This window comes from Halorubrum ejinorense (genome assembly GCF_039522565.1).
GTDB classification, from domain to species: Archaea; Halobacteriota; Halobacteria; order Halobacteriales; family Haloferacaceae; genus Halorubrum; species Halorubrum ejinorense.
In genome coordinates this window covers 39,959-61,367 of the sequence record NZ_BAAADQ010000007.1, presented here as the reverse complement: position 1 = coordinate 61,367, position 21,409 = coordinate 39,959, and the positions used below count along the sequence as shown (strand labels likewise).

Here is a 21,409-nt window from a genome sequence, read left to right as displayed (position 1 = left end):
GCGGGACCCGTCGCGGTCGTCGCCTCCCGGCTCTTCGGTTGGCCCGTCAGAACGGCAGCGCGCCGGTGATCGTTTTCGCGTAGAGCCCGGGCGCCTTCCGCCGGGAGTCGCTGAGCGCGTCCTCGACGGCGACGGCGGCGCGCTCGTGGACGCCGACGCCGTGACCGACGAGGACGCGCTCGGGGTTCAGTCCGGAGAGGGCAGTCGTCGGGGGCGTGAGCCGCAACATCGGGTGAACGCCGAGGCGCTCGCGGTCCCCGCGGAAGTACGAGCCGGTGCCGAGCGACTCGGGGACGATCAGCGTCTCGCCGTCGAAGAGCCCGACCTCCTGCCACGGCGGGATCGACGAGTCGCGGATCCGGATCGCCTCGAAGCCGGTGTCGGCCAGCCGCGAGCCGAACCGCTCGATTTCGACCGCCGGGCCGAGGTCGTCGGCGACGCCGGTCATCCACTCGGGGACATAGACGGGCACGTCGTGCCGCTCGGCGATCTCGGCGCAGTCGCGCTTGTGACGGTCGAGCCCGACCACGACGCCGGCGACGGTGCCCAGTTCGTCGAGCAGGTCGTCGACGCCCGGCGCGTCGACCGGGTCGACCACCCAGACTTCGTCTTGGTCCGTCTCCTCGTTGTGGACCGCGAACGCGTGGCTCGCGCGCTCCATCGTCTCGTCGGGGTACGCGATCCACCCGACGCCGCCGTCGTACCGATCGATCTCGTGGAGATCCGGCTCGCCGCCTTTCATGCTCATACCGCTCGTTCGGCCCCCATCCTTGTTAACCCGTCCTCGGCGGCACCGCGATCCGGAGCCGCCCTACTCCTCGGGCCATTTGATCGAGCAGCCCCGAGACGGACGGTCGAGGATCTCGACTTCCTCACCCGCGAGGACGGCGTCGACCGCGTCGCGGACGTAGAACTCGGTCGGCTCGTCGTCGGGGTTGAGCGCGTCGTCGAGTCGGCCGTGGTACCGAAGCCGCCACGCGCCGTCCTCGCGGCCGAAGAGGAACGGGTCGGGGGTACACACCGCGTCGTAGGCGGCCGCGACCTCGGCGGTCTCGTCGCGGAGGTACGCGTCGTACGCGATCGTCCCGTCCGCGACGCGCTCGCGCATCGCCTCGAAGGAGTCCTCGGGGTACGCCTCGGCGTCGTTGGGGTTGATCCCGACGACGGCGAGGTCGTCGTACTCGGCCGCGAGGTCGTTGAGCAGTCCGAACTTCGCTTTCGCGTACGGGCAGTGGTTACAGGTAAAGACGACGAGCAGCGCGTCCGCCTCGAATTCGTCGAGTCGGTGCGTCTCGCCGTCCGTTCCGGGGAGTTCGAAGTCGGGAGCGGCGTCGCCGCGGTCGAGCGCCGAGTCGGATTCCGTCTGAACCATAGCCGTGCGTAGGGTTGGGAGCCGAAAAGGGGTTGCGCGCTCAGTACTCGATCGCGGCGGAGTAGCGGTCCAGCACAAGCACCGTCGCGGCGCCGACGAGCGCGGCCAGCGCGAACCGCGGCGCCGCGGCGCGCCACGATTCGCCGCTCTCGGCCAAGATGCCCGTCGTCTCGACGAGCGGCGCGCGGAGCGCGCCGACGATCAGGCTCACGAGGAACGCCAGCGTCGCGGCGCGGGCGCGGGCGAGGGCGTATCGAACCGCGTGTGCGATCGTGAAGAGACCGCCGAGGCCGCCGAGGAGGAACGCCGCGACGGGCGGGAGCGTCTCGACGATCACGCCCCCACCGTCGCCCACCGCGAGCGCGGCCACCCCGTCGACGAACCGGCTCACGACCCCGGACATGTACTCGTACTGCCCGAGGACCACGAGCAACAGCGAGCCGGAGACGCCCGGCAGGACCATCGCGCTGACCGCGACCGCGCCCGCGACGAACACGAGCGGCAGCGGGCTTCCGAGCGCGTTCGAGGCGACGCCGGAGGCGAGGAACGCGAGCGCGAACCCGCCGACCGCGGCCGCCTTCCGCCGCGGCGTGTCGAGGTCGACGTCGCCGAGAAGCACCGCCGCGCTCGCGGCGATCAGCCCGAAAAAGAACCCGTACGTCGCGACCGGTCGGGTTTCGAGCAGGTAGTTCACCCCGCTCAACACGGTGACGACCGCCGTCCCGATCCCGGTGCCGAGCACGAGCAGGAACGCCCCGTCGACCTCGCGGAACGCCGCCCGCGCGTCCGCGAGGTTCCGCGGTCGGACCCCCGCGAGCACGCGCCGAATCCGGTCGGCGTCGACCGCGGTGACCGCCGCGATCAGTCGCTCGTAGATGCCGACGATGAGCGCGATGGTGCCCCCGGAGACGCCGGGAACCGCGTCCGCGCTTCCCATGGCGACGCCTTTCAGATACAGCGCCAGCCACTCGCGGCGGTCACCCATACGTCGCAAAATACGGCGGCGGTAGTTAACGGCCCGGGATCAGGCGGCCGCGTCTCGACTTCCGATATCGCCCGGCACGATCGACTCTGCCGAGACCAGTGCGTCCGAGGCGTCGACGGCGTTCGTCGTGTTACCGCCGTCGCTCCCGCCGTCGCTGTCGACCGGACAGTCGGGGTCGCCGCTCGGACAGTCGACGATCTCCTCTTCGAGTTCGACGGTGGCCGCCGAGTCGTCGGCGCCGACGACCTGGCCTTCCGTCACCTCGACCTGCCCGACCAGTTGCGTGGTGTACAGGTCGTCACCCGTCGTCTGCTCGGTGGTGACGTTGTACGGCCCGGTCGCGCGGACGCTCGTGTTCGTGTACCCGTTCTCGGGGCCGAACTCGTCGTACCCCGTCGTGGAGTACGGGAGCGTCAGTTCGAACTCGCCGCTCTCGTCGGCGGTCGCGTACTGGGTGTACTCGAACGTCTGCCCGTTCGGCTTCTCGAGTTCGACGGTCGCTTCGACCTCTTGGCCTGGCTCGGCGCCCGAGCCCTCGACGGTCGCGCCCGGAACCCGCTCGAACGTCTTCACGAAGTCGTCGCTGAACGCGCCGAACAGCGACTCGCCGAACGTCGCCTGAAGATCGACCCCGAACCGCTGGGCGAGGATCTGCGCCTGCTGGGCGTACGGCGACCGGCCGGGCGCCTCCGTGGAGTGGACCAGCCGGTAGTGTTCGAGCGCGTCGAGACGCTCGGAGGGGACGCCCATGACGCCGCCGATCTGTGCGGAGCCGTCCTCCTCGACGTACGACCGCGCGGCCGAGAGGTTCTCGAAGCGTTGGACCGGCTGCCGGTCGTTCGGCAGGACGCGGATCTCGACCTGTTCGCCCGACGCGGTCTGGGCCGTCTGCGGCTCCCAGTCGAGGACGACCGGCTGCGGCTCGACCGCGCTCCCGTAGTGCTGGTAGAGCCGGATCATCTGGCTCTCGTGGTAGCGCTGGGTGCGCGTCCGGAGCGCGGCCTGGAGGCCGCCCTGCTGGCCGTTCTGGCCCTCGACGCGCTGGTAGAGCACGCCGGTGAAGTCGCGCACCGTCTCGTTGCCGCCGTAGAACGTGACCGGGGCGGTGAACTTGGAGTTGACCGACGCCATCTGCCAGTCGACCATCACGTACCGGGTGTCGTTGCCCTCGGTACTCTGGCTCGCGAGCACCTCCGCGGCCTCCTCCTCGCTCGGTGCGAGCAGGTAATCGGCCGCTTCGCCCGCGTTCTGCTGGAACGGATTGGCGTTCGGGATGCGCTCGGCTCGGGTGGTGATCCAGTGCCCGTAGTCCCACCACGACTGGACGCCGTACGCGCCCTCCGGGTACTCGAAGTCGCCGTCAGCGGGGCGCTCGTAGGTCCCGTACAGCTCCATCGGGTTGTCCGCGCCCTCGAGCTCGCCCGGCTGGGGCGTCTCGTCGTTCATCCACTGGAGGCTCTCGTCCCACTGGACCACGCTGCCCGGCTGGCTGGAGTTGCCCGCCTGCCAGACGGGCGTGGCGACGCCGACGAGCGGGACGATGAGGACCGCGAGGACGGCGGCGACGGTGAGTATCTGCCACCCCTCGATCTCGCGGAGCGCGTCGAACGAGGTGAGATCGAGCGCGTCGAACGCGACCTGGAGGAAGTACGCTGTCCCCACTGCGACGACGACGGCGAGGTAGTAGTTGAACCGGCCCTGCGTGAACGCGGCGCTCCCGATGAACGCCGCCCACACGACGAAATACAGCTCCTCGGCGTCGTACTCGACGAGCAGCGTTGCGCCGACGAGGAACGCCGCAGCGAGGAGCAGGCCGATCACCTGCCAGTCGACGCCGACGAGGCCGCCGACCGCGCTGTACGCCTGCGGAACCGCGTAGACGGTGCCGATGACGGCGAGCGCAGTCGGGATGTACAGCGTGTGGTTGACGTCGTCGGAGCGGTAGAGCGGGCGCGCGAGGATGTAGAGGACCGCAGCGAGTGCGAGGAAGAACGCGAGGCCGTACTGCGAGAGCACGAAGTTCGAGAACGAGGCCTCCTGGAGGGGCGGTTGGGCCTCGCCGATGGTGCGGGCGCCGGCGCTCGCGGAGAAGGCGACGGTGTTCAGGAGGTTGTTGATAACGGTCGACCACAGCGACGGAATCGCCAGCCAGACGACGCCTGCGGACGCGAGGATGAGGCCGCCCACGGCCGCGGGGTAGGCGTCGGTGTCGAGGTCGCGCGCCTCCCACTGGCGGGCGAGCCACGCGAGGAAGACAGCGCCGAGCGCGACGCCGAGCGGCGTGACGATCTGGAGCAGCGAGTAGTCAGTCGGATTGAACGAGAAGGTATCGAGTGGAATAATCTGCATTAATCCCGCAACGGTCATCGCGATCGCCCCTACAAACGCGACCGGCTCGGGGCTTTTGCTGTGGTAGGTATCGCTCGTGAGTTTGACCGCGAGGAAGATTCCCGTAAAGCCGACCATCAGGATGCCCGGCTGCCACGTCCACATGTAGAGGCCGAGCGCGACGCCGGCCGCGGCGGCGTAAGCGACAGGTCGGCGGAGCGCGTCCCAGTCCTGATCGACGATGAGCTCCCACACCGGTTTCTCGCGTTCCGCTACGCCGAGCGCGACGAGGAACGCGAGGACCGCCGTACTCTGGAAGAGGACTTCGGCCGCGCTGTGGTCGGGGAAGCCGACGAGCGTGTACCGGAGGAAGGTGCCGGAGAACAGCGCCAGCGTCGCCGCACCCGCGAGTGCGGGCACGCGGTCGACGAACCGGCGGGCGATGAAGTACGTCGGTATCGCGACGAGTGCGCCCACGATCGGCGCCATGACGAGCATGACTTCCTCGGTACTGCCCATGATCGGCCGGGCGATCCAGATCCCGACGGCCATGATGTGGTCCCAGAGCGTCCCGAACTGGCCGGCGTTCGTCCCGAGGGGGAAGCCGGTCCAGACGTCGTACGGAAGCGTGCTCGGATAGTTCTTGAGGAGGTACTTCGTCGTGCGAAGGTGATACCAGGCGTCGTTGCCGCGGAAGTACACCTCGCCGTTCTGGATGAAGTTCCCGTACGAGCGCAGCCGCGTCCACAGCATGAACGCGAACACCCCGAGAAGGACGGGAACGTGGTACCACCGCGCGAGGAGATCGGACGGGGACGAGTCCGATTCGTCCGGCGGATCGTTCGAATCGCTCATTACCGCAAGGGACTGTCAAAACGCGCATAAGGCTTGTCATCTTGCTACAACAGCCGAGCTGAATGGGACTCTCGTACTATATGTTTTCTTGACATGAGTAGCAAGTTCCGAGGTCGCCGTTGGCTCGGCTCAGTAACTCTTATTCGACCGTATTTCGAACCTCATCTTGGATGAAGGTCTCCGTTATCGTCTGTACGTACGCGATGAATCGCTATTCCGACTTCGCGGAGGCCGTACGGAGTGCGCTAGATCAGACGTACGAGCCGATCGAGGTAGTCCTCGTGAGCGACGGGAACGAGCGCGTCGCCGACCGGATGCGCGAGGACTTCGGCGACAGGGCCAACGTCCGCGTCCACAATAACGATGAGAACCGCGGAATATCGTACAGTCGGACCAAGGGAGCCGAGCTGGCCGACGGCGACCTCATCGCGTTCCTCGACGACGACGCGATCGCGACGCCAGAGTGGATCAAAACGCTGGTCGAGACCTACGAGTCGACCGACGCCTACGTGGTGGGCGGCCGCTTGGCCCCGCAATGGGTCGCAGGCGAGCCGTCGTTCCTCCCGGAGGAGTTCCACTGGCTCATCGGGTGTACAGAAAAGGGTTTCGCAGAGCACCTCGAAGAGGTCCGGAACACGTACGGATCGAACATCGCGTTCAACCGAGGGGTGTTTCTCGACGTCGGTGGGTACGACGAAGAGACCGGACGGAAAGGCGACAGCCACGTTCAGGCACACGAAGCGCCCGCTTGTATCCGCGTCCGTGAGCAGTCCGGCCGCGGTGTCGTGTACAACGAGGAGGCGGTTGTTTTTCACAAGATATTTGAGTACCGGACCGACTTCCGGTGGCTCGTCGGCCGGGCGTTCTGGCAGGGGTATTCGAAGCGGGTGATGAACCTGCGGTATCCCGAAGACGAGGGGAACGAAAGGGAGTACCTGCGCGACCTCACGACGAGGTACGTTCCGGGTCGGCTTCGGAGTTTTCTCGCCGATCCGACGAGCGCGAAACTGGCGCAACTGCTCGCGATTTTCGTGTTTACCGCCGCGGTCGGATTCGGATACCTCTACGGGGTCGCTACGTACCGTAACAGTAGTCAAGAAGGCTTATCATCGGGATAAGACTACAAGGCGCACATGAATCGCGATCGGGACACTGTAGGGGTCGTCGGATTAGGATACGTCGGTCTACCATTAGCGCTCGCTTACGAACAAGCTGGGTATGACGTTGTCGGTGTTGACGTCGACGCTAATCGAGTCGCCGAACTCAATGACGGCACATCGTACGTCACGGACATAGCAGACAGTACGGTTCAAGAAGCGATCGACGCCGGATTCTCTCCAACGACGGACTACGCCGAGCTGGCCGATGTAACCGGTATCTCAGTTTGTGTTCCGACGCCACTCCGCAAGACCGGTCAGCCGGACCTGTCATACGTCGCAGACGCTGTCGATCGGTTAGCGTCCGTTATTCCTCTAGAGTGTGTAGTCGTTCTCGAAAGTACCGTATATCCCGGTGCGACGGAAGAACTGGTCGCGCCCACCTTGGCTGAGAACGGGCTTTCCGTCGGAGAAGACGTATACGTCGCGTTCTCTCCGGAGCGGATTGACCCGGGGCGGGAAGAGATCGGACTTACAGAGATTCCGAAAGTCTTGGGCGGTGTAACCGCTGCTTGTGGTGATCGCGCCGAAGCGCTATACACCACCGTCTTCGACGAAGTCGTTCGAGTCGACTCCGCGACTGAAGCGGAACTGGTGAAGCTCTTGGAAAACACGTTTCGATCGGTAAATATCGGTCTCATCAACGAGACCGCTATGATCGCCCACGAACTTGAGGTGGATATTTGGAACGTCGTTGACGCGGCCGCTACCAAGCCGTACGGATTCATGCCGTTTTATCCCGGTCCTGGTCTCGGTGGTCACTGTATCCCGATCGATCCGCTGTACCTCTCTTGGAAAGCGGGACAACAGGGAATCGAGACGAAATTCATCGACCTCGCCGACGAGGTAAACCGAGAGATGCCCAAGCACGTCGTCCAGCGTGTTACGAAGCTTTTGAACGACCGGGGAACGGCGCTCTCAAAGTCGTCGATCCTCGTCGTCGGTGTCGCGTACAAACCCGATGTTTCCGATGTCCGCGAATCCCCGGCGTACGACGTGATCGGACTGCTCGACGAGTGGAACGCGAACATCTCCTACCACGACCCTCACGTTCCGGATTTCGAGGTTCAAGGCGAGCAGTTCCAATCGGTCAGTTTGACTCCGGAGGAACTCGGCAGACACGACTGTGCGATCATCGTAACCGATCACGATGATCTCGACATCGAGTCGGTCGTTGAGAACAGTCAACTCGTCTTCGACACGAGGAACGCGACAGTTGACGAACCGAACGTGAGAAAGTTATAATGCGACAGAAAGTCGGGAAGGTCACCGAGATCGCTGATTCAAACCCGCTAGGTCCAACCCACTGAAGTATAATGGATGTACTTTGGCTCCGCCCCGATACCGGCGACAACGTGAGCGTTAGACGCGAGCGAATCTCCGAACACCTCGCCGAGATGGACGTTGACGTAACGCTTGTTGATGCGACCGGAACCAGCGCATTTCCCGCCACTTATGCGGCTATCACCGGCGATTACGACGTAATTGTCGGAACGGTACGGATGGGACTGTACGTCGGGTATCCACTCTCCATCGCACTTCGGAAGCCCTTCGTCGGAGATGTTACGGATCCGCTATCGCAGATACGGGACCTTCCACGGGCTCTATTCAGCATGTTGGAGCGGTATGAGTGGTTCGTTCTCCGACGATCGGACAAATCGGTGTTCGTCTACGAATCATCTTATCAAGAGGCGATCGATCGAGGGGTTTCAGATCCGGTTCGACTCCCGAACGCCGTGGATTACGACCGTTTCGCGGAGCCAGCGGAGTGGGCGGTGAACGAAAGTAGAACCATCCTTGAGGAGCATGGAATCGATCCCGACAGCCGGATCGCCATCTACACCGGTAGCATGGTCGAACGATATCATCTTGGGGAAATTGGTGAGGCGTCGGAACGGCTCCCTGATTGGGAGTTCGTTTTCATCGGCAAAGATCGGGGCGCGGACATCAACAGTATCGTATCGAACAGATCCAACGCCCACTTCCTCGGCTCGTTCGATTACGATTTAGTTCCGGGATTCTTGGCGCACGCTGATCTCGGTCTGTGCCTCATCGACGCTGAGCAACCACTGAAGCTCAAGGAGTACACGGCCGCAGGAATTTCAACTCTTGTTATTCCCGCGATGAAGCAGTGGTACGACTACGATAACCTAATATTCACAGAACCGAAACCAGAAACGATTGCGTCCGAAATTGACAAGATCGGGGGGAACTCTCCTGCGGCTCACAGAGCGATGATAAACGAAAACGAGTTGGAGAGCTGGCACGATATCTCGCGGTCGTATCTTAAGCTGTTCGAGAGTGTGTTGAAATGATTACTGAGATTGATCTATCTCGGTAGCCGGCGAACCAACTACGGTTGTATCGGGGCAAACATCGTTAAGAACCACTGAATTCGCACCAATTCTGGCATCTTCTCCGACCGAAACATCACCTAAGACTGTCGAACCAGTACCGATGACCACGCCGTCACCTACTTTTGGATACCCTGCGGACCTTTCAGGAATGGGGCGCCCCAGCGTTACGTGCTGTTGAATACGGACGTTCGCTCCGACTTTGGCCTCGTGTCCGATAACGATTCCAATTGGGTGTGGTATCTCTGTACTCTTGGGAAGGACCATAGAGATATCGCACGAAGTGACGATTCGGTGTTCTCGGAAACGAATCGCGTTGTACAAGTTTATGATATTTATTCCTACCAGATGTCGTAGTACTAAGTGAAGGGAAAAGAGTAGTCCCTCGGATCTTAACCGGCTAACAAATCGGTCTGTAAGACTCATTTAATAGGCATCTTGTCTTTCAGAATAAATATTTATTGACGCCCTGAGAGGCGGTGTTCAGATGGGAAGAGAAACAAGGAAAATATCAGATACACACGCTATCGGCGCACAGTATACTAGCCTATACTGTTCAGATCGTCTGAACATCTCTTTGCTATGAGTGCGCCTGTCGGAGGAGTTTGTTCTCCCGATCCAACGTTTCTTGTCGGAGATTCTCGAAAGGGCACCCAGAATGAATCTCTCTATCATCGGCAGCGGTTACGTCGGCACGACGGTCGCCGCCTGCTTCGCGGACCTCGGCCACGACGTCGTCAACATCGACATCGACGAGTCCGTCGTCGAAACGATCAACGCCGGCGACGCGCCGATTCACGAGGAGGGCCTCTCGGAGCTCATCGCCGAGCACGCCGGTCCGAACGGCAGCGGCCGGCTCCGGGCGACAACCGACTACGCGGCCGTCCGCGACACCGAGGTGACGTTCCTCTGTCTCCCGACCCCGCAGAACGACGACGGCAGCATCGACCTGTCGATCATGGAGGCCGGCGCGAGCCAACTGGGGGAGACGCTCGCCGACGCGCCCGGCTGGCACACCGTCGTCGTCAAGAGCACGGTCGTCCCCGGCTCGACGGCAGACACGATCACGCCGATCTTAGAACGGGAGAGCGGCAAGACCGCCGGGGAGGACTTCGGCGTCGGGATGAACCCGGAATTTCTCCGAGAAGGGACGGCGGTCCACGACTTCCTGAGTCCGGACAAGGTCGTCCTCGGCGCGGACGACGACCGCGCGCTGGAGGACATGCGCGCGGTGTTCGACCCGCTCGTCCAGGCGGCCGACGCGCCGGTCGTCGAGACCGACACGCGCACCGCCGAGATGATCAAGTACGCCAACAACGGCTTCCTCGCGGCGAAGGTCAGCCTCATCAACGACCTCGGAAACATCTGTAAGGAGCTCGGCGTCGACGCCTACGAGGTCGCCGACGCGATCGGGCTCGACGACCGGATCAGCGCACAGTTCCTCCAGAGCGGCGTGGGGTGGGGAGGCTCATGTTTTCCGAAAGACACCCGCGCAATTATCTCGGCGGCGGAGGCGACCGGCTACGAGCCGGCCGTACTCAACGCCGCGGTCGAGGTCAACGACCGCCAGCCGGCGCGGCTGGTCGCTCTGCTAGCCGAACATCTCGAGGGCGAGTTCGAGGGCGCCGAGATCGCCGTCCTCGGCCTCGCGTTCAAGCCCGGGACCGACGACATGCGGAACTCCCGCGCGATTCCGGTGATCGACGACCTCCAAGAACGCGGCGCGACGGTCACCGCCTACGACCCGGTCGCGGCCGACAACGCCCCGAACTACGTCGACGACGTGACGTACGCCGACTCGGCCGCGGGGGCGCTCGACGGCGCCGACGGCGCGGTCGTCGTCACCGACTGGGACGAGTTCGCCGCGCTCGACGCGGAGTTCGACGCGATGGCGACCCCGATCGTCGTCGACGGGCGACGTGTCATCGAGCGACGCGACGGGATTACGTACGAAGGGCTGACCTGGTAGGACCGAAGCGGAGGGCAGACTACTCGACCGTCACGCTCTTCGCGAGGTTCCGCGGCTTGTCGATCGACCGGCCCTTGTCGTTCGCCACGTGGTACGCGAACAGCTGGAGGTAGACGTTCGCGACGAGCGGCTCGACGAGTCCCACGTCCGGAACCGGGAGCGACACGTCCAGCGTGGCGTACTCCTCGCCCGCGGAGACGCAGCCGATGGCGGGCGCGCCGCGCGTCTGCGCCTCGGTGACGTTGTTCATCGTCTCGTCGGCGCGCGACCCGTCGGTCAAGACGGCTAACACCGGCGTGTCGGGCGTCACCAGCGCGAGCGGGCCGTGTTTCAGCTCGCCGGCGGCGAACCCCTCGGCGTGGTCGTAGGAGATCTCCTTGAGCTTCAACGCGCCCTCCAGCGCCACCGGCACGCCGAGCTGCCGCCCGACGAAGAAGAACGCCTCGCTGTCGCCGTACTCGGTCGCGGCCTCCCGCACCGTCGGTTCTGCGTCGAGCACCTGCTGGACCGCGCCAGGGAGGTCGCGGAGCCCCTCTAACACGGGCCGCGCGTCGGCCGCGGCCAGTGCGCCGCGCTCGCGGCCGATCGCCACCGCGAGCATCGTCAGCGTCGCCACCTGCGAGGCGAACGTCTTCGTCGCCGCGACGCCGATCTCGGGGCCGGCGCGGATGAACGCGGTGTCGTCCACCTCGCGCGTGACGGTGCTCCCGAGCGTGTTCGTCACGGCGAACGTCCGTGCGCCGGCGGCGTTCGCGCGGCGAACCGCGCCGAGCGTGTCGGCGGTCTCGCCGCTCTGTGTCACCGCCACCACGAGCGTCCGGTCCGGACTGCGGCCGGCGCCGAACTCGTACTCGCTGGCGATCTCGACGGTCGCGCGTACCCCTGAGAGTTCCTCGAACAGCTGCGCGGCGTATCGCCCCGCGTAGTTGGAGGTACCGCAGGCGACGATCTGGATCTCCTCCAGATCGGCGAGAAAGCCCGGCGGGAACGAGACGTCGAGGTCGACGTCGCCGCCGTCGACGTCGAGCCGCCCCGCGATGGTCTGGCGGAGCGACTCGGGCTGCTCGTGGATCTCCTTGCGCATGTAGTGGTCGTAGCCGCCCTTCTCGGCGGCGTCGGCCTCCCAGGTGACCGTCTCGACGCCGCGGTCGACCGACTCGCCGTCGGCGTAGACCTCGACCCCGTCGGCTGACAGGGCCGCCACGTCGCCGTCCTCGAGGTAGGTCACGTCGCGGGTGTGTTCGAGGAACGCCGTCACGTCGCTGGCGACGAACGTCGCGTCGTCGCCGCGGCCCAACACGAGCGGGCTCCCGCGGCGCGCGACGACAATTTCGTCCTCCCCTTCGCGGACCGCACAGATCGCGTAGCTCCCCTCCAAGCGGTCCTCGACGGCCCGGACCGCGTCGAGGAGGGTCGTTTCAGAATCCGCGTCGAGTTCCTCCTCGATCAGGTGCGGGATGACCTCGGTGTCGGTGTCGCTCGTGAACTCGTGGTCGGCCAGATCCCGTTTGAGCGCCTCGTGGTTCTCGACGATCCCGTTGTGGACGACCGCGACCTCGCCGACGCAGTCGGTGTGCGGGTGGGCGTTCGCGTCCGTCGGCGGCCCGTGCGTGCTCCAGCGCGTGTGGCCGACCCCGAGCGACGCGTCGGGCACGTCGGGCACGGTGAGGTTGTTGACCTCGCCCGACCGCTTCGCGACGGTGAGCCCGCTCGCCTCGCCGACGAGCGCGACGCCCGCCGAGTCGTAGCCGCGGTACTCCAAGTTGCGGAGCCCCTCGTGGACGATGTCGCCCACGCCGGCGAACCCGCCGTCGCCCGCGGCGCCGCCCTCGTCGCCGTCCGGTACGCTGCCGTCGCTATCTCCGTCGTCCAGTGCGATCCCGTCGCCGACGTAGCCGGTGATGCCGCACATGATTACCCCCTCCGCACGACCGCGCCCGATTCGACGCGGTCGTCGATCACGACCCCCGCGTCGGCCGTCACGTCGTCGCCGACGACCGCGCCGTCGGTGAGCGTCGCGCCGGCGCCCACGGTCGCGTTGTCCCCGACCACGCCGGCGAGTTCGACGCCGTGATGGACCGCGTCGCCGACGACGACCGTCGCCGGCTCGCCGGCGATCGTCGCGTTGGGGCCGACCCGCGCGTTACCGGCGACGACCGCGTCCCGGACCACGGCCCCCGCGCCGATCACGGCGTCGGGGAAGACCACCGCGTTCTCGACGACCGCGCCCGCCTCGACCGTCGCGTTGCTGCCGATCGCGGTGCTGCCGCCGAGCGTGACGTTCGGCCCGACGCGCACGTTGCCCGCGAGCGCCACGTCGTCGGCGACGCTCACCGAGTCGCCGAGGCTCGCGCCCGCGGACTCGGGCGTCGAGGCCTCCTCGACCAGCCCCGCGTTGACGGCCAGCAGGTCCCAGAGGTTCGACACGTCGAGCCAGCGCCCGTCGTAGCGGACCGCCGACAGCCGCTCGCGCCCGGCGAGGTCGTTGAGCGTCGCCGTGATCGCCAGCTCGCCGGTCGCGTGCGTCTCGCGGATCGCGTCGAACACGTCGGTCGAGAACCCGTAGACGCCGGCGTTGATCCGATTGGTCTCGACCGGGCCTTCCGGCTTCTCGTCGATGGCCGTCACGCGGTCGCCGTCGAGGGTGACGACGCCGTACTCTCGGGGACTCGCCGCGGTCGTGACCGCCATCGCGGGGAGGTCGCCGTCGCGTGCCCTGTCGCGCATCTGCGAGACGATCGAGGGGTCGACGATCCGGTCGCCGTTGAGCACGACGAAGGGGCCGTCGACGACCGGCTCGGCCTGGAGGACGGCGTGGCCGGTGCCGAGCTGGGTGGTCTGTTCGACGTACTCGATCGTGACGCCCCAGTCGTCGCCGTCGCCGAAGTGGTTCCGGATGCGCTCCTGTTCGTAGCCGACGACGAGGACGATCCGGTCGACGTCGGTCGCCGTCACGGCCTCGACGACGTGTTCCAGCAGGGGTCGGTTCGCCACGGGGACCATCGGCTTCGGGCGTCGGTTCGTCAGCGGCGCTAACCGTCGTCCCTCACCCGCGGCGAGGATCACCGCGGTCACGGAGTCGGTAGCCATACCGTACACCTCGCCCGTCCGGGTGTTAAATCGTTCGCGCGACGGCGGGCCGTTGGAGAAGAGTCAAGTAGAGCAGCGTGTCTATACTTTATGTGTCGAAATCGGCCGTCATCGCTGACGACGACGAGACGATCCGGTCGATCCTCCAGTACAAGCTGTCGAACGCGGGCTACGACCTGACGGTGTGTCACGACGGCGAGGAGTGTCGGCAGGCGCTGGACGGCGGCGTCACGCCCGACGTCGTCGTCCTCGACGTGATGATGCCCCGAATGAAGGGAACCCAGGTGCTGCGGACGATCCGACGCGGCGAGCTCGCCGTCGACCCCGACGTGCCCGTCGTGATGCTCACCTCGCGCGGTCAGGAGGCCGACGTGTTAGAGGGGCTCGACTCCGGCGCCGACGAGTACCTCACGAAGCCGTTCAGCCCGAACGAGCTGCTGGCCCGCATCGACCGACTGGTCGGGAGGTAAGCGTGCTGTTCGCGGCCCCGACCACGGCGTCGTCCGTCTACGGCCCCCTCGCTGGCTCGCAGTCGCGGGTGCTCGCGTTCGGCGTCGTCGTGCTCGGTTCGCTGCTGGTCGCGGCGGCGGTCGTCACGATCGGCTACTCGGTCGTGGCCGCCCGTCGAAGCCGGCGCCGGGAGCCGATGCGGGCCGCGCTGCGGTCCGAACTGCTCGACCGGCTCTACGGGCGCGACGACCCGGCGTGGGACGCGTGGGTCGCCGGCCTCTCGGCGACCGAGCAGGCGGTGCTGGAGTCGCTTCTCGACGTGTACCTCCGCGAACTCGACGGCCGCGACGCCGAGTCGTTGGCCGGGCTCGGGCGGGCGCTCGGCATCGGAGAGCGGTCGCGCCGCCACATCGCCGACGGCGACTACTGGGACCGTATTCACGCCTTAGTCTGGCTCGCGCTGCTCCGTGACGCCCCTGACCGCGACCTGCTCAGGGCGCACTGTACCGAGACGGCGCGCGAGCGCGCCGCGGCCGCCAAGGTGCTGTACGCCGCCGGGGCGGACGACTGCGCGGCGACCGGCGTGGACCTCCTGCTCCGCGACGACCCCGACTCGTTCTCGGTGTTCGGCGTGGACACCCTCTACCGCGTCGCCGAGGGCGATCCGAGCCCGTTCTTCGAGCGGGCGGCCGCCGACTTCGCGGCGTGGCCGCCTGCGCTCCAGCGACAGGCGCTGCTCGTCGTCCGCCACCTCACCACCGTGATCGGCGACGCCGACCTCTCGTGGGTCGTCGCGGCGCTGTCGAGCTCGGAGCCGAGCGTACGCGGGGCCGCGTGGCGGGCGCTTGGCGCCTACGGGTGGAACCCCCGGGTTCGCGACGCGGTCGACCTCGGCGCGATTCCCGACGAGCCGGCGCCGGCGGTCCGCGCCGACGCCTACCGGGCGCTCGGGGTGTGGGGCGATGCGACTGCGCTCGCGGCGATCGACGCCGCCGGAAGGGCCGACCCGGCGCCGCGCTCCCGAGTCGCCGCGGCCGCAACGCTGATCGCCCAGCGGGGCCCGGACGCAACGCCCGCGCCGCGCGAATCGCCACGGCCCGGCGGCGAGGCGACGTACGCTTCGACGGCTACCGGCGCCGAGCCGTCCGCGACCGGGCCCGAGCCGCCCGCTCCCGACGCGGCTCCGTTCGATGTCGCGTGGATATGGGCGGCCGAACACGCCCGCTTCGACCGGCTTGCGCGCGACATCTCCCGGGACCGCGAGCGCCTCTACGACGAGGTGCGCGGATGACGACCTTGGAGAGCATCGGGACGACGCTCGTCGTCGGGTCGGGCGTGTTCATCGTCACGTACTACCTGCTGATCAACGTCGGCTACCTGCTGATCCACGTGCTCGCGCTGTTCCAACTCCGCGACAGCGTCCGCGAGTCGGAGTGGAAGCCCTCGTTCCGCGCGTTCGACAGCCCGTTTTACCCGGGCGTCGCGATGGTCGTGCCGGCGTACAACGAGGCGGCCAACATCGTCGAGAGCGTGCGCTCGATGCTCGCGCTCAACTACCCCGACCAAGAGATCGTCGTCGTCAACGACGGCTCGTCGGACGCCACCCTCGACCGGCTCAAGGAGGCGTTCGGGCTGCGGCCCGTCGACGCCGAGGTCCCGTACGACGTGCCCTCGGAGCCGATCCGCGGTGTGTACCGCTCGGCGACCCACGAGAACCTGTTGGTCGTCGACAAGGAGAACGGCGGCAAAAGCGACGCGCTCAACGCCGGCGTCTGGCTCACCGACCAGGAGCTGTTCTGCGCGGTCGACGCCGACACCGTGATCGACCGCGACGCGCTGCTCGACGTCGTCTCGCCGTTCCTCGAGGAGCCCTCGCGGACGGTCGCCAGCGGCGGCACCATCCGAGTGGCCAACAACTGCGTCGTTCAGGACGGCCAGGTGAAAGAAACCAACCTCCCGAAGACCGGACTCGCCGGGGTCCAGGTGATGGAGTACTTGCGGGCCTTCTACTCCGGGCGGCTCGGGCTCGCCCGGCTCAAGGGGCTGATCCTCATCTCCGGCGCGTTCGGCGTGTTCCGGACGGACCGCGTGCGCGAGATCGGCGGCTACCGCCACGACACGATCACGGAGGACTTCGACGTGGTCGTCCGCCTCCACGAACACCTCTCGGACAACGACGTCGACTACCGGATCGAGTTCGTCCCCGAGCCAGTCGCGTGGACGGAGGTGCCGGAGTCGCTCCGGTCGCTGGGCCGTCAGCGGCGCCGCTGGTACCGCGGGATGTTAGAGACGGTCGTCGCCAGCCGCGGGCTCTTCTTCCGCCGCCGCTACGGTCGCGTCGGGACGGTCGTCCTCCCCTTCTTCACCGCCGCGGAGGCGATCGGCCCGCTCATCGAGGGGTTCGGCTACGTGCTGCTCCCGCTCGGCTGGTATCTCGGCATCCTCAACGTCGAGTTCTTCCTCACCTTCCTGCTGCTCACCGTCGGCGCGGGCGTGTTCCTCTCGTGGTTCGGCGTGTTCAGCGAGGTGTGGAGCTACAACCGCTACGAGTCGCCGTGGGACGCAGCCCGGCTGCTCTGGTACGGCGTCTTGGAGAATTTCGGCTACCGTCAGTGGAAGACGGTCGTCGCCTGGCACGGCCTGATCGAGTTCCTCCGCGGCGAGCAGTCGTGGGGCGTGATGGAGCGGAGGGGCTTCGGCGGTGAGGAGGCCGGCGGCGCGGCGGCCGGAACCGTCGCGGGAGCCGCCGCTGCCGGTGGCGTCGCGGCGGCCGACAGCGGCGAGCCCGCGGCAGTGAACGACGATGTCGCGGACGGCGACGCCGGAGACGAGACCGCGACCGCGGAGCCGACGCCCGCCTCGGACGACGGCGAGTCCGTCTGGGCGACCCGGCTTGCCGACGAGTCCGGTACCGACGGGCTCCGGTGGCTCGACCGCATCGCGAGCGACGGTCATCCCGGCGCGTTCGCGTCCGTCGTGGACCTGACCGTCGGCGTCGGCGAGGGCGGGTTCGTCTGGACCTCCGACTTCTCGGCCGGCGACGGTGGGTTCGTCTGGACGACCGACCCGACGCTCGGTGCGGGTGAGGGCGGCTACGTCCTCGCGGTCGACGACGCCGGGAGCGTGCGGCTCGCCGCGACGACGGACTTCTCCGAGGGCCTCGGCGACGGCGGCTTCGTCTGGACGACCGACCCGGCGCTCGGCGCGGGCGACGGCGGCTTCGTGTGGGTTCGCGACGCCGCGGTCGGCGCCGGCGACGAGGGGTTCGTCTGGGTGGTCGACGCGGTCGACGTGCGCGAGTAGTCCGCGACCGATCAGCCCGCGGTCAGGCCCTCGTGAACCGGCTCCGCGGTGTTGAGGTTGGTCACGGCGAAGCGCGTCCCGCCGCCGTCGCTGTCGACGGCGAGGTCCCAGCCGTGCCCCGAGACCACGCGCTGGACGACCAACAGCCCGAGCCCGAACGACCTGATGTTCTCCGCGTCGGCCGCGGTGAGCGCGCGTTCGACGTCCGCGGGGAGCCCCGGGCCGTCGTCGCTGACGGTGAAGCCGTCGTCGTCGCCGGTGACCGTCACCGCGACGTCCGGCCCGCCGTGTTCGACGCAGTTGCGAAACAGATTCTCGAGAAGCCGCCGGAGCCGCATCTCGTCGGCGCTGACGGTCGTGCCGGCGGCGACCTCGACCGACAGCGTCGCGTTTCGCGTCCGCACCGAGTCCCACGCGTCGCGGACGACCCCTTCGAGGTCGACCCGCGTCCGCTCGCCGACGTCCGTTCCCTCCTTCGCCAACATGAGACACTCGGCGATCATCGTCTCCATGCGGTCGAGCGCGCCCCGGACGCGGTCGAGGAACTCGGCCGCCTGGCCGCTGACGTGATCCTGTGCGAGCTCGGTGAACCCGATCGCGCCCGCGAGCGGGTTCCGGAGGTCGTGAGCGACGATGCCCGCGAACTCGTCGAGGCGCTCGTTCTGCTCCCGCAGCTCCGCGTAGTGTTTCTGCCGTTCCAGCTCGGAGCTCACCCACTCGGCGAGGACGGAAATGAAGTCTCGCTCGCGATCGGAGATCGGGTCCGAGCGCGGCTCCTCGTCGGAGAAACACAGGGTTCCGTACGTCTCGCCGTCGACCTCTACCGCGGCGCCCACGTAACAGTGAAGCCCCGTCGTGTCGAGCGCGTCGTCGCCGCGGTAGGACGTCTTCCGGGCGTCGGCGAACCCGAGCGTCCGCCCGCCGTCGACCACGTGGCGGCACCACGTGCCCTCGAGGTCGACCGACCCGCCCTTCGCGTACGGGCCGCTCTCGATGTTGGTCTCGACGACCTCGTACCGGCCCCCGCCCGTGTACGAGAGGACGCCGTTGTCGACGCCGAGGTACTCACGGCCGACGTCGAGCGCCTTCCGGATTCGCTCTTCGGTCGTGAGGTCGGCCGCGGTAAGCTGTAGCAGGCTCCTGAACGGATCCCGGCGTATCGTGTTGGATGACATGCTGAGTAAGCGGTCCTTACCGACGCTACGGGGCGGGATTTGATAAAAGCGCGAGTTCCGCCCGCCCGTCGCTCAGTCCGGCAGGTAGGCTTAACATTCGCCACCCGTACTGACGTGTGTGCGCAGACGCCGGTTTCTCGGTCGCGTCGGGGTGGCGGGAGCGGTCGGGACCGCCGGCTGCGGCTTCCGCGGCGACGCCGACGCGTCGGAGGGCGACGGTTCCGGCGCGGGCAAGGGCCCCTCCCGCCGGTTTCGTGTCGGCGACGACGGCTTCGAGGTCGCAGTCGACGGCGGGCCCTTCGGGCCCGTGTCCGTCCGCGGCGTGAACCTCGGGATGGCGAAGCCCGGGCGGTTCCCCGGAGAAGCGGCGATCACCCGTGCGGAGTACGACCGCTGGCTCGAGATGATGGGCGAGCTGAACGTCAACGTCGTCCGCGTGTACACCGTCCATCCCCCGGCGTTCTACCGGGCGCTCGCCGCGTACAACCGCTCGCACGCCGACCCCGTCTACGTCCTCCACGGGAACTGGATCGGCGAGGAGACGCTCCGGGAGGCCGGCGACGCGACGTCGCTGTCGGCCTCGTTCGACCGCTCGATGCGGCAGGTCGTCGACGCCGTCCACGGCGCGACGACGGTCGAGCCCGAGCCGGGGTACGCGAGCGGCACCTACGACGTCGACGTGAGCGACGCCGTCCTCGGCTACGTCGCCGGCATCGAGTGGCCGCCCGCGGTCGTCCGCGAGACGAACCGAGTGAACGAGGCGACCGGCTACGACGGCGAGTTCGTCACCGCGCCCGACGGGTCCCCGTTCGAGGCGTGGCTTGCCGCCCGCCTCGACGCCGCGGTCGCGTACGAGGACCGCGCGTACGGCGCGCGTCGCCCCGCGGCGTTCACGAACTGGGTGACGACCGACCCGCTCGAACACCCGTACGAGCCGTTCGTCAACGAGGACGCCGTCTCCGTCGACCCCGACGCGCTCGCCGCGACGGACGCGTACGACGCCGGGACGTTCGCCGCCTACCACGTCTACCCGTACTACCCGCCGCTGCTGAACGAGACGCCCGCGTACGCCGACTACGTCGACCACCGCGGCGAGCCGAACAGCTACGCGGGCTACCTGAACGACCTCGTCGGCGCCACCGACCACCCGCTGCTCGTCGCGGAGTTCGGCGTCCCCTCCTCGCGCGGGATCGCCCAGCGAGACGTCCACGGCCGCGATCAGGGACGCCTCACCGAGAGCGAACAGGGCGAGATACTCGCCGCGATGTACGCGGACATCCGCGAGGCCGGGACCGCCGGCGGGGTCGTGTTCAGCTGGCACGACGAGTGGTTCAAGCGGACGTGGAACCTCGCGCCCTTCTCGGACCCGAACCGCCGGCCGTTCTGGTCGAACGTCCAGACGCCGGAACAGCGGTTCGGGCTGCTCGCCTTCGACCCGGCCGACGCCGTCCCGCTCGACGGCTCGCTCGAGGCGTGGGCGGACGCGACGGCCGCGACGCCGGAGCGCGAGCCCGTCCGGATCGATGACGGCGCCGACGCGGCGCGCGAACTGACGGCGGTCCGCGTCGCGAGCGACGCGGCGTACCTCAACGTGCGGCTCGAGCTCGCGGGACTCGACGGGGGGCCGGACTGGGACGCGACCAACTACCTCATCGCGCTCGGGACCACCGACACCGGCGCGCGGGCGCTCCCGTACGGGGCGGACGCGACGGCGCCCGCCGACTTCGTCGTCCGGCTCGGCGGCCCCGACGCCTCCCGGATGACGGTCTACCCCCGCTACGACGCCTTCGCGTACGAGTACGGGGCCGAAGCCGGCCTCGACCTCGACCGGTACCGGGACCCCGATCCCGGCGATTTCACGCCGCTGCGGCTGGTTATCAACCGCGGCTACACCGTCCCGGTGACCGACGAGCGCGTCCCCTTCCGGTCCGTGGAGACGGGGCGGCTGCGCTACGGGAACGGCAACCCGGAGTCGCCCGAGTACGACTCGTTGGCGGACGTTCACGTCGCCCCGTCGGCCGACGCGATCGAGCTCCGGCTCCCGTGGCAACTGCTCAACGTCGCCGACCCAAGCCGGCGGCGACGCCTCGGAGACCTCTGGACCGACGGGCTCGACGCCTACGAGACGTTCGAGTCGATCGACGTCGCCGCGGCCTCGTACGTCCCCGCCGGCGCCGACGGGACGGCGCGGCCGCTCGACGCCGACACGAACCTCACGCACGCGGCCCCGGGCGTCGCGGACGGCACCTTACGCTCCGTCTCGTTCGCGCCGCCGACGTGGGACCGCCCGGCGTACACCGAGCGGCTCAAGGAGTCGGCCACCGCGGTCGGCGACGTCTTCGGTCGGTACGCGCGGAGAGGGGAGTGAGCC

General features: G+C 67.5%; 16 protein-coding genes. 8 read left to right on the top strand and 8 right to left on the bottom strand.

Annotation, left to right across the window (positions count from 1 at the left end; translation table 11 throughout):
- Positions 1–46: 46 nt before the first annotated feature.
- The 4 genes from ABDZ89_RS08305 to ABDZ89_RS08290 all read right to left on the bottom strand — a co-directional run bounded on the left by ABDZ89_RS08305 (position 47) and on the right by ABDZ89_RS08290 (position 5,540).
- A complete protein-coding gene (locus ABDZ89_RS08305; RefSeq protein ID WP_343778261.1) occupies positions 47–742 on the bottom strand; it encodes a hypothetical protein in 696 nt (231 codons plus the stop codon).
- A gap of 69 nt (positions 743–811) precedes the next feature.
- The gene (locus ABDZ89_RS08300; RefSeq protein ID WP_343778195.1) at positions 812–1,372 is read right to left on the bottom strand and encodes a thioredoxin family protein; all 561 of its coding nucleotides are present in this window, start codon (positions 1,370–1,372) and stop codon (positions 812–814) included.
- 40 nt (positions 1,373–1,412) lie between these two features.
- Positions 1,413–2,357 (bottom strand): DUF368 domain-containing protein, encoded by a 945-nt coding sequence (locus ABDZ89_RS08295; protein ID WP_343778194.1) that lies wholly within the window; start codon positions 2,355–2,357, stop codon positions 1,413–1,415.
- A gap of 39 nt (positions 2,358–2,396) precedes the next feature.
- Positions 2,397–5,540: an oligosaccharyl transferase, archaeosortase A system-associated gene (locus ABDZ89_RS08290; RefSeq protein ID WP_343778192.1), complete on the bottom strand. Its 3,144-nt coding sequence runs from the start codon at positions 5,538–5,540 to the stop codon at positions 2,397–2,399.
- Between the two features lie 170 nt (positions 5,541–5,710).
- Here ABDZ89_RS08290 and aglG point away from each other — a divergent pair, with 170 nt between their 5' ends.
- The 3 genes from aglG (at position 5,711) to ABDZ89_RS08275 (ending at position 9,012) form a co-directional block, all read left to right on the top strand.
- Positions 5,711–6,658 (top strand): glucosyl-dolichyl phosphate glucuronosyltransferase, encoded by a 948-nt coding sequence (gene aglG, locus ABDZ89_RS08285; RefSeq protein ID WP_343778190.1) that lies wholly within the window; start codon positions 5,711–5,713, stop codon positions 6,656–6,658.
- Positions 6,659–6,673: 15 nt separating this feature from the next.
- Positions 6,674–7,942, top strand: coding sequence for a nucleotide sugar dehydrogenase (locus tag ABDZ89_RS08280; protein WP_343778188.1), 1,269 nt, complete (start codon positions 6,674–6,676; stop codon positions 7,940–7,942).
- A gap of 110 nt (positions 7,943–8,052) precedes the next feature.
- On the top strand, positions 8,053–9,012 hold the full coding sequence (locus tag ABDZ89_RS08275) for a glycosyltransferase family protein (protein ID WP_343778186.1): 960 nt from the start codon (positions 8,053–8,055) through the stop codon (positions 9,010–9,012).
- Here the strand turns inward: ABDZ89_RS08275 and ABDZ89_RS08270 are convergent, their stop codons facing one another.
- The gene (locus tag ABDZ89_RS08270; protein WP_343778260.1) at positions 9,013–9,318 is read right to left on the bottom strand and encodes a serine O-acetyltransferase; all 306 of its coding nucleotides are present in this window, start codon (positions 9,316–9,318) and stop codon (positions 9,013–9,015) included.
- A 391-nt stretch (positions 9,319–9,709) separates the two neighbouring features.
- Between ABDZ89_RS08270 and aglM the strand changes: the two genes are divergently transcribed.
- The gene (gene aglM / locus ABDZ89_RS08265; protein WP_343778184.1) at positions 9,710–11,020 is read left to right on the top strand and encodes a UDP-glucose 6-dehydrogenase AglM; all 1,311 of its coding nucleotides are present in this window, start codon (positions 9,710–9,712) and stop codon (positions 11,018–11,020) included.
- Positions 11,021–11,039: 19 nt separating this feature from the next.
- Here the strand turns inward: aglM and glmS are convergent, their stop codons facing one another.
- Together glmS and ABDZ89_RS08255 are read right to left on the bottom strand one after the other, a co-directional pair.
- Complete coding sequence (gene glmS / locus ABDZ89_RS08260) at positions 11,040–12,932, bottom strand: glutamine--fructose-6-phosphate transaminase (isomerizing) (protein WP_343778182.1); 1,893 nt, start codon at positions 12,930–12,932, stop codon at positions 11,040–11,042.
- Positions 12,933–12,934: 2 nt separating this feature from the next.
- The gene (locus ABDZ89_RS08255) at positions 12,935–14,110 is read right to left on the bottom strand and encodes a sugar phosphate nucleotidyltransferase (protein WP_343778180.1); all 1,176 of its coding nucleotides are present in this window, start codon (positions 14,108–14,110) and stop codon (positions 12,935–12,937) included.
- Positions 14,111–14,202: 92 nt separating this feature from the next.
- On the opposite strand from ABDZ89_RS08255, the gene ABDZ89_RS08250 reads away from it, so the two are divergent.
- The 3 genes from ABDZ89_RS08250 to ABDZ89_RS08240 all read left to right on the top strand — a co-directional run bounded on the left by ABDZ89_RS08250 (position 14,203) and on the right by ABDZ89_RS08240 (position 17,863).
- Entirely contained in the window at positions 14,203–14,580 is a 378-nt protein-coding gene (locus tag ABDZ89_RS08250) for a response regulator transcription factor (RefSeq protein ID WP_343778178.1), read from the top strand.
- Positions 14,581–14,756: 176 nt separating this feature from the next.
- Positions 14,757–15,851 (top strand): HEAT repeat domain-containing protein, encoded by a 1,095-nt coding sequence (locus ABDZ89_RS08245; protein WP_371153041.1) that lies wholly within the window; start codon positions 14,757–14,759, stop codon positions 15,849–15,851.
- Entirely contained in the window at positions 15,848–17,863 is a 2,016-nt protein-coding gene (locus ABDZ89_RS08240) for a glycosyltransferase family 2 protein (protein WP_343778174.1), read from the top strand. The genes ABDZ89_RS08245 and ABDZ89_RS08240 overlap by 4 nt, the downstream gene beginning before the upstream one ends.
- Before the next feature lie 11 nt (positions 17,864–17,874).
- Here ABDZ89_RS08240 and ABDZ89_RS08235 read toward each other — a convergent pair whose 3' ends face one another.
- A complete protein-coding gene (locus tag ABDZ89_RS08235; protein WP_343778172.1) occupies positions 17,875–19,038 on the bottom strand; it encodes a sensor histidine kinase in 1,164 nt (387 codons plus the stop codon).
- Positions 19,039–19,189: 151 nt separating this feature from the next.
- On the opposite strand from ABDZ89_RS08235, the gene ABDZ89_RS08230 reads away from it, so the two are divergent.
- Positions 19,190–21,406 (top strand): hypothetical protein, encoded by a 2,217-nt coding sequence (locus ABDZ89_RS08230; protein ID WP_343778259.1) that lies wholly within the window; start codon positions 19,190–19,192, stop codon positions 21,404–21,406.
- Positions 21,407–21,409 lie beyond the last annotated feature (3 nt).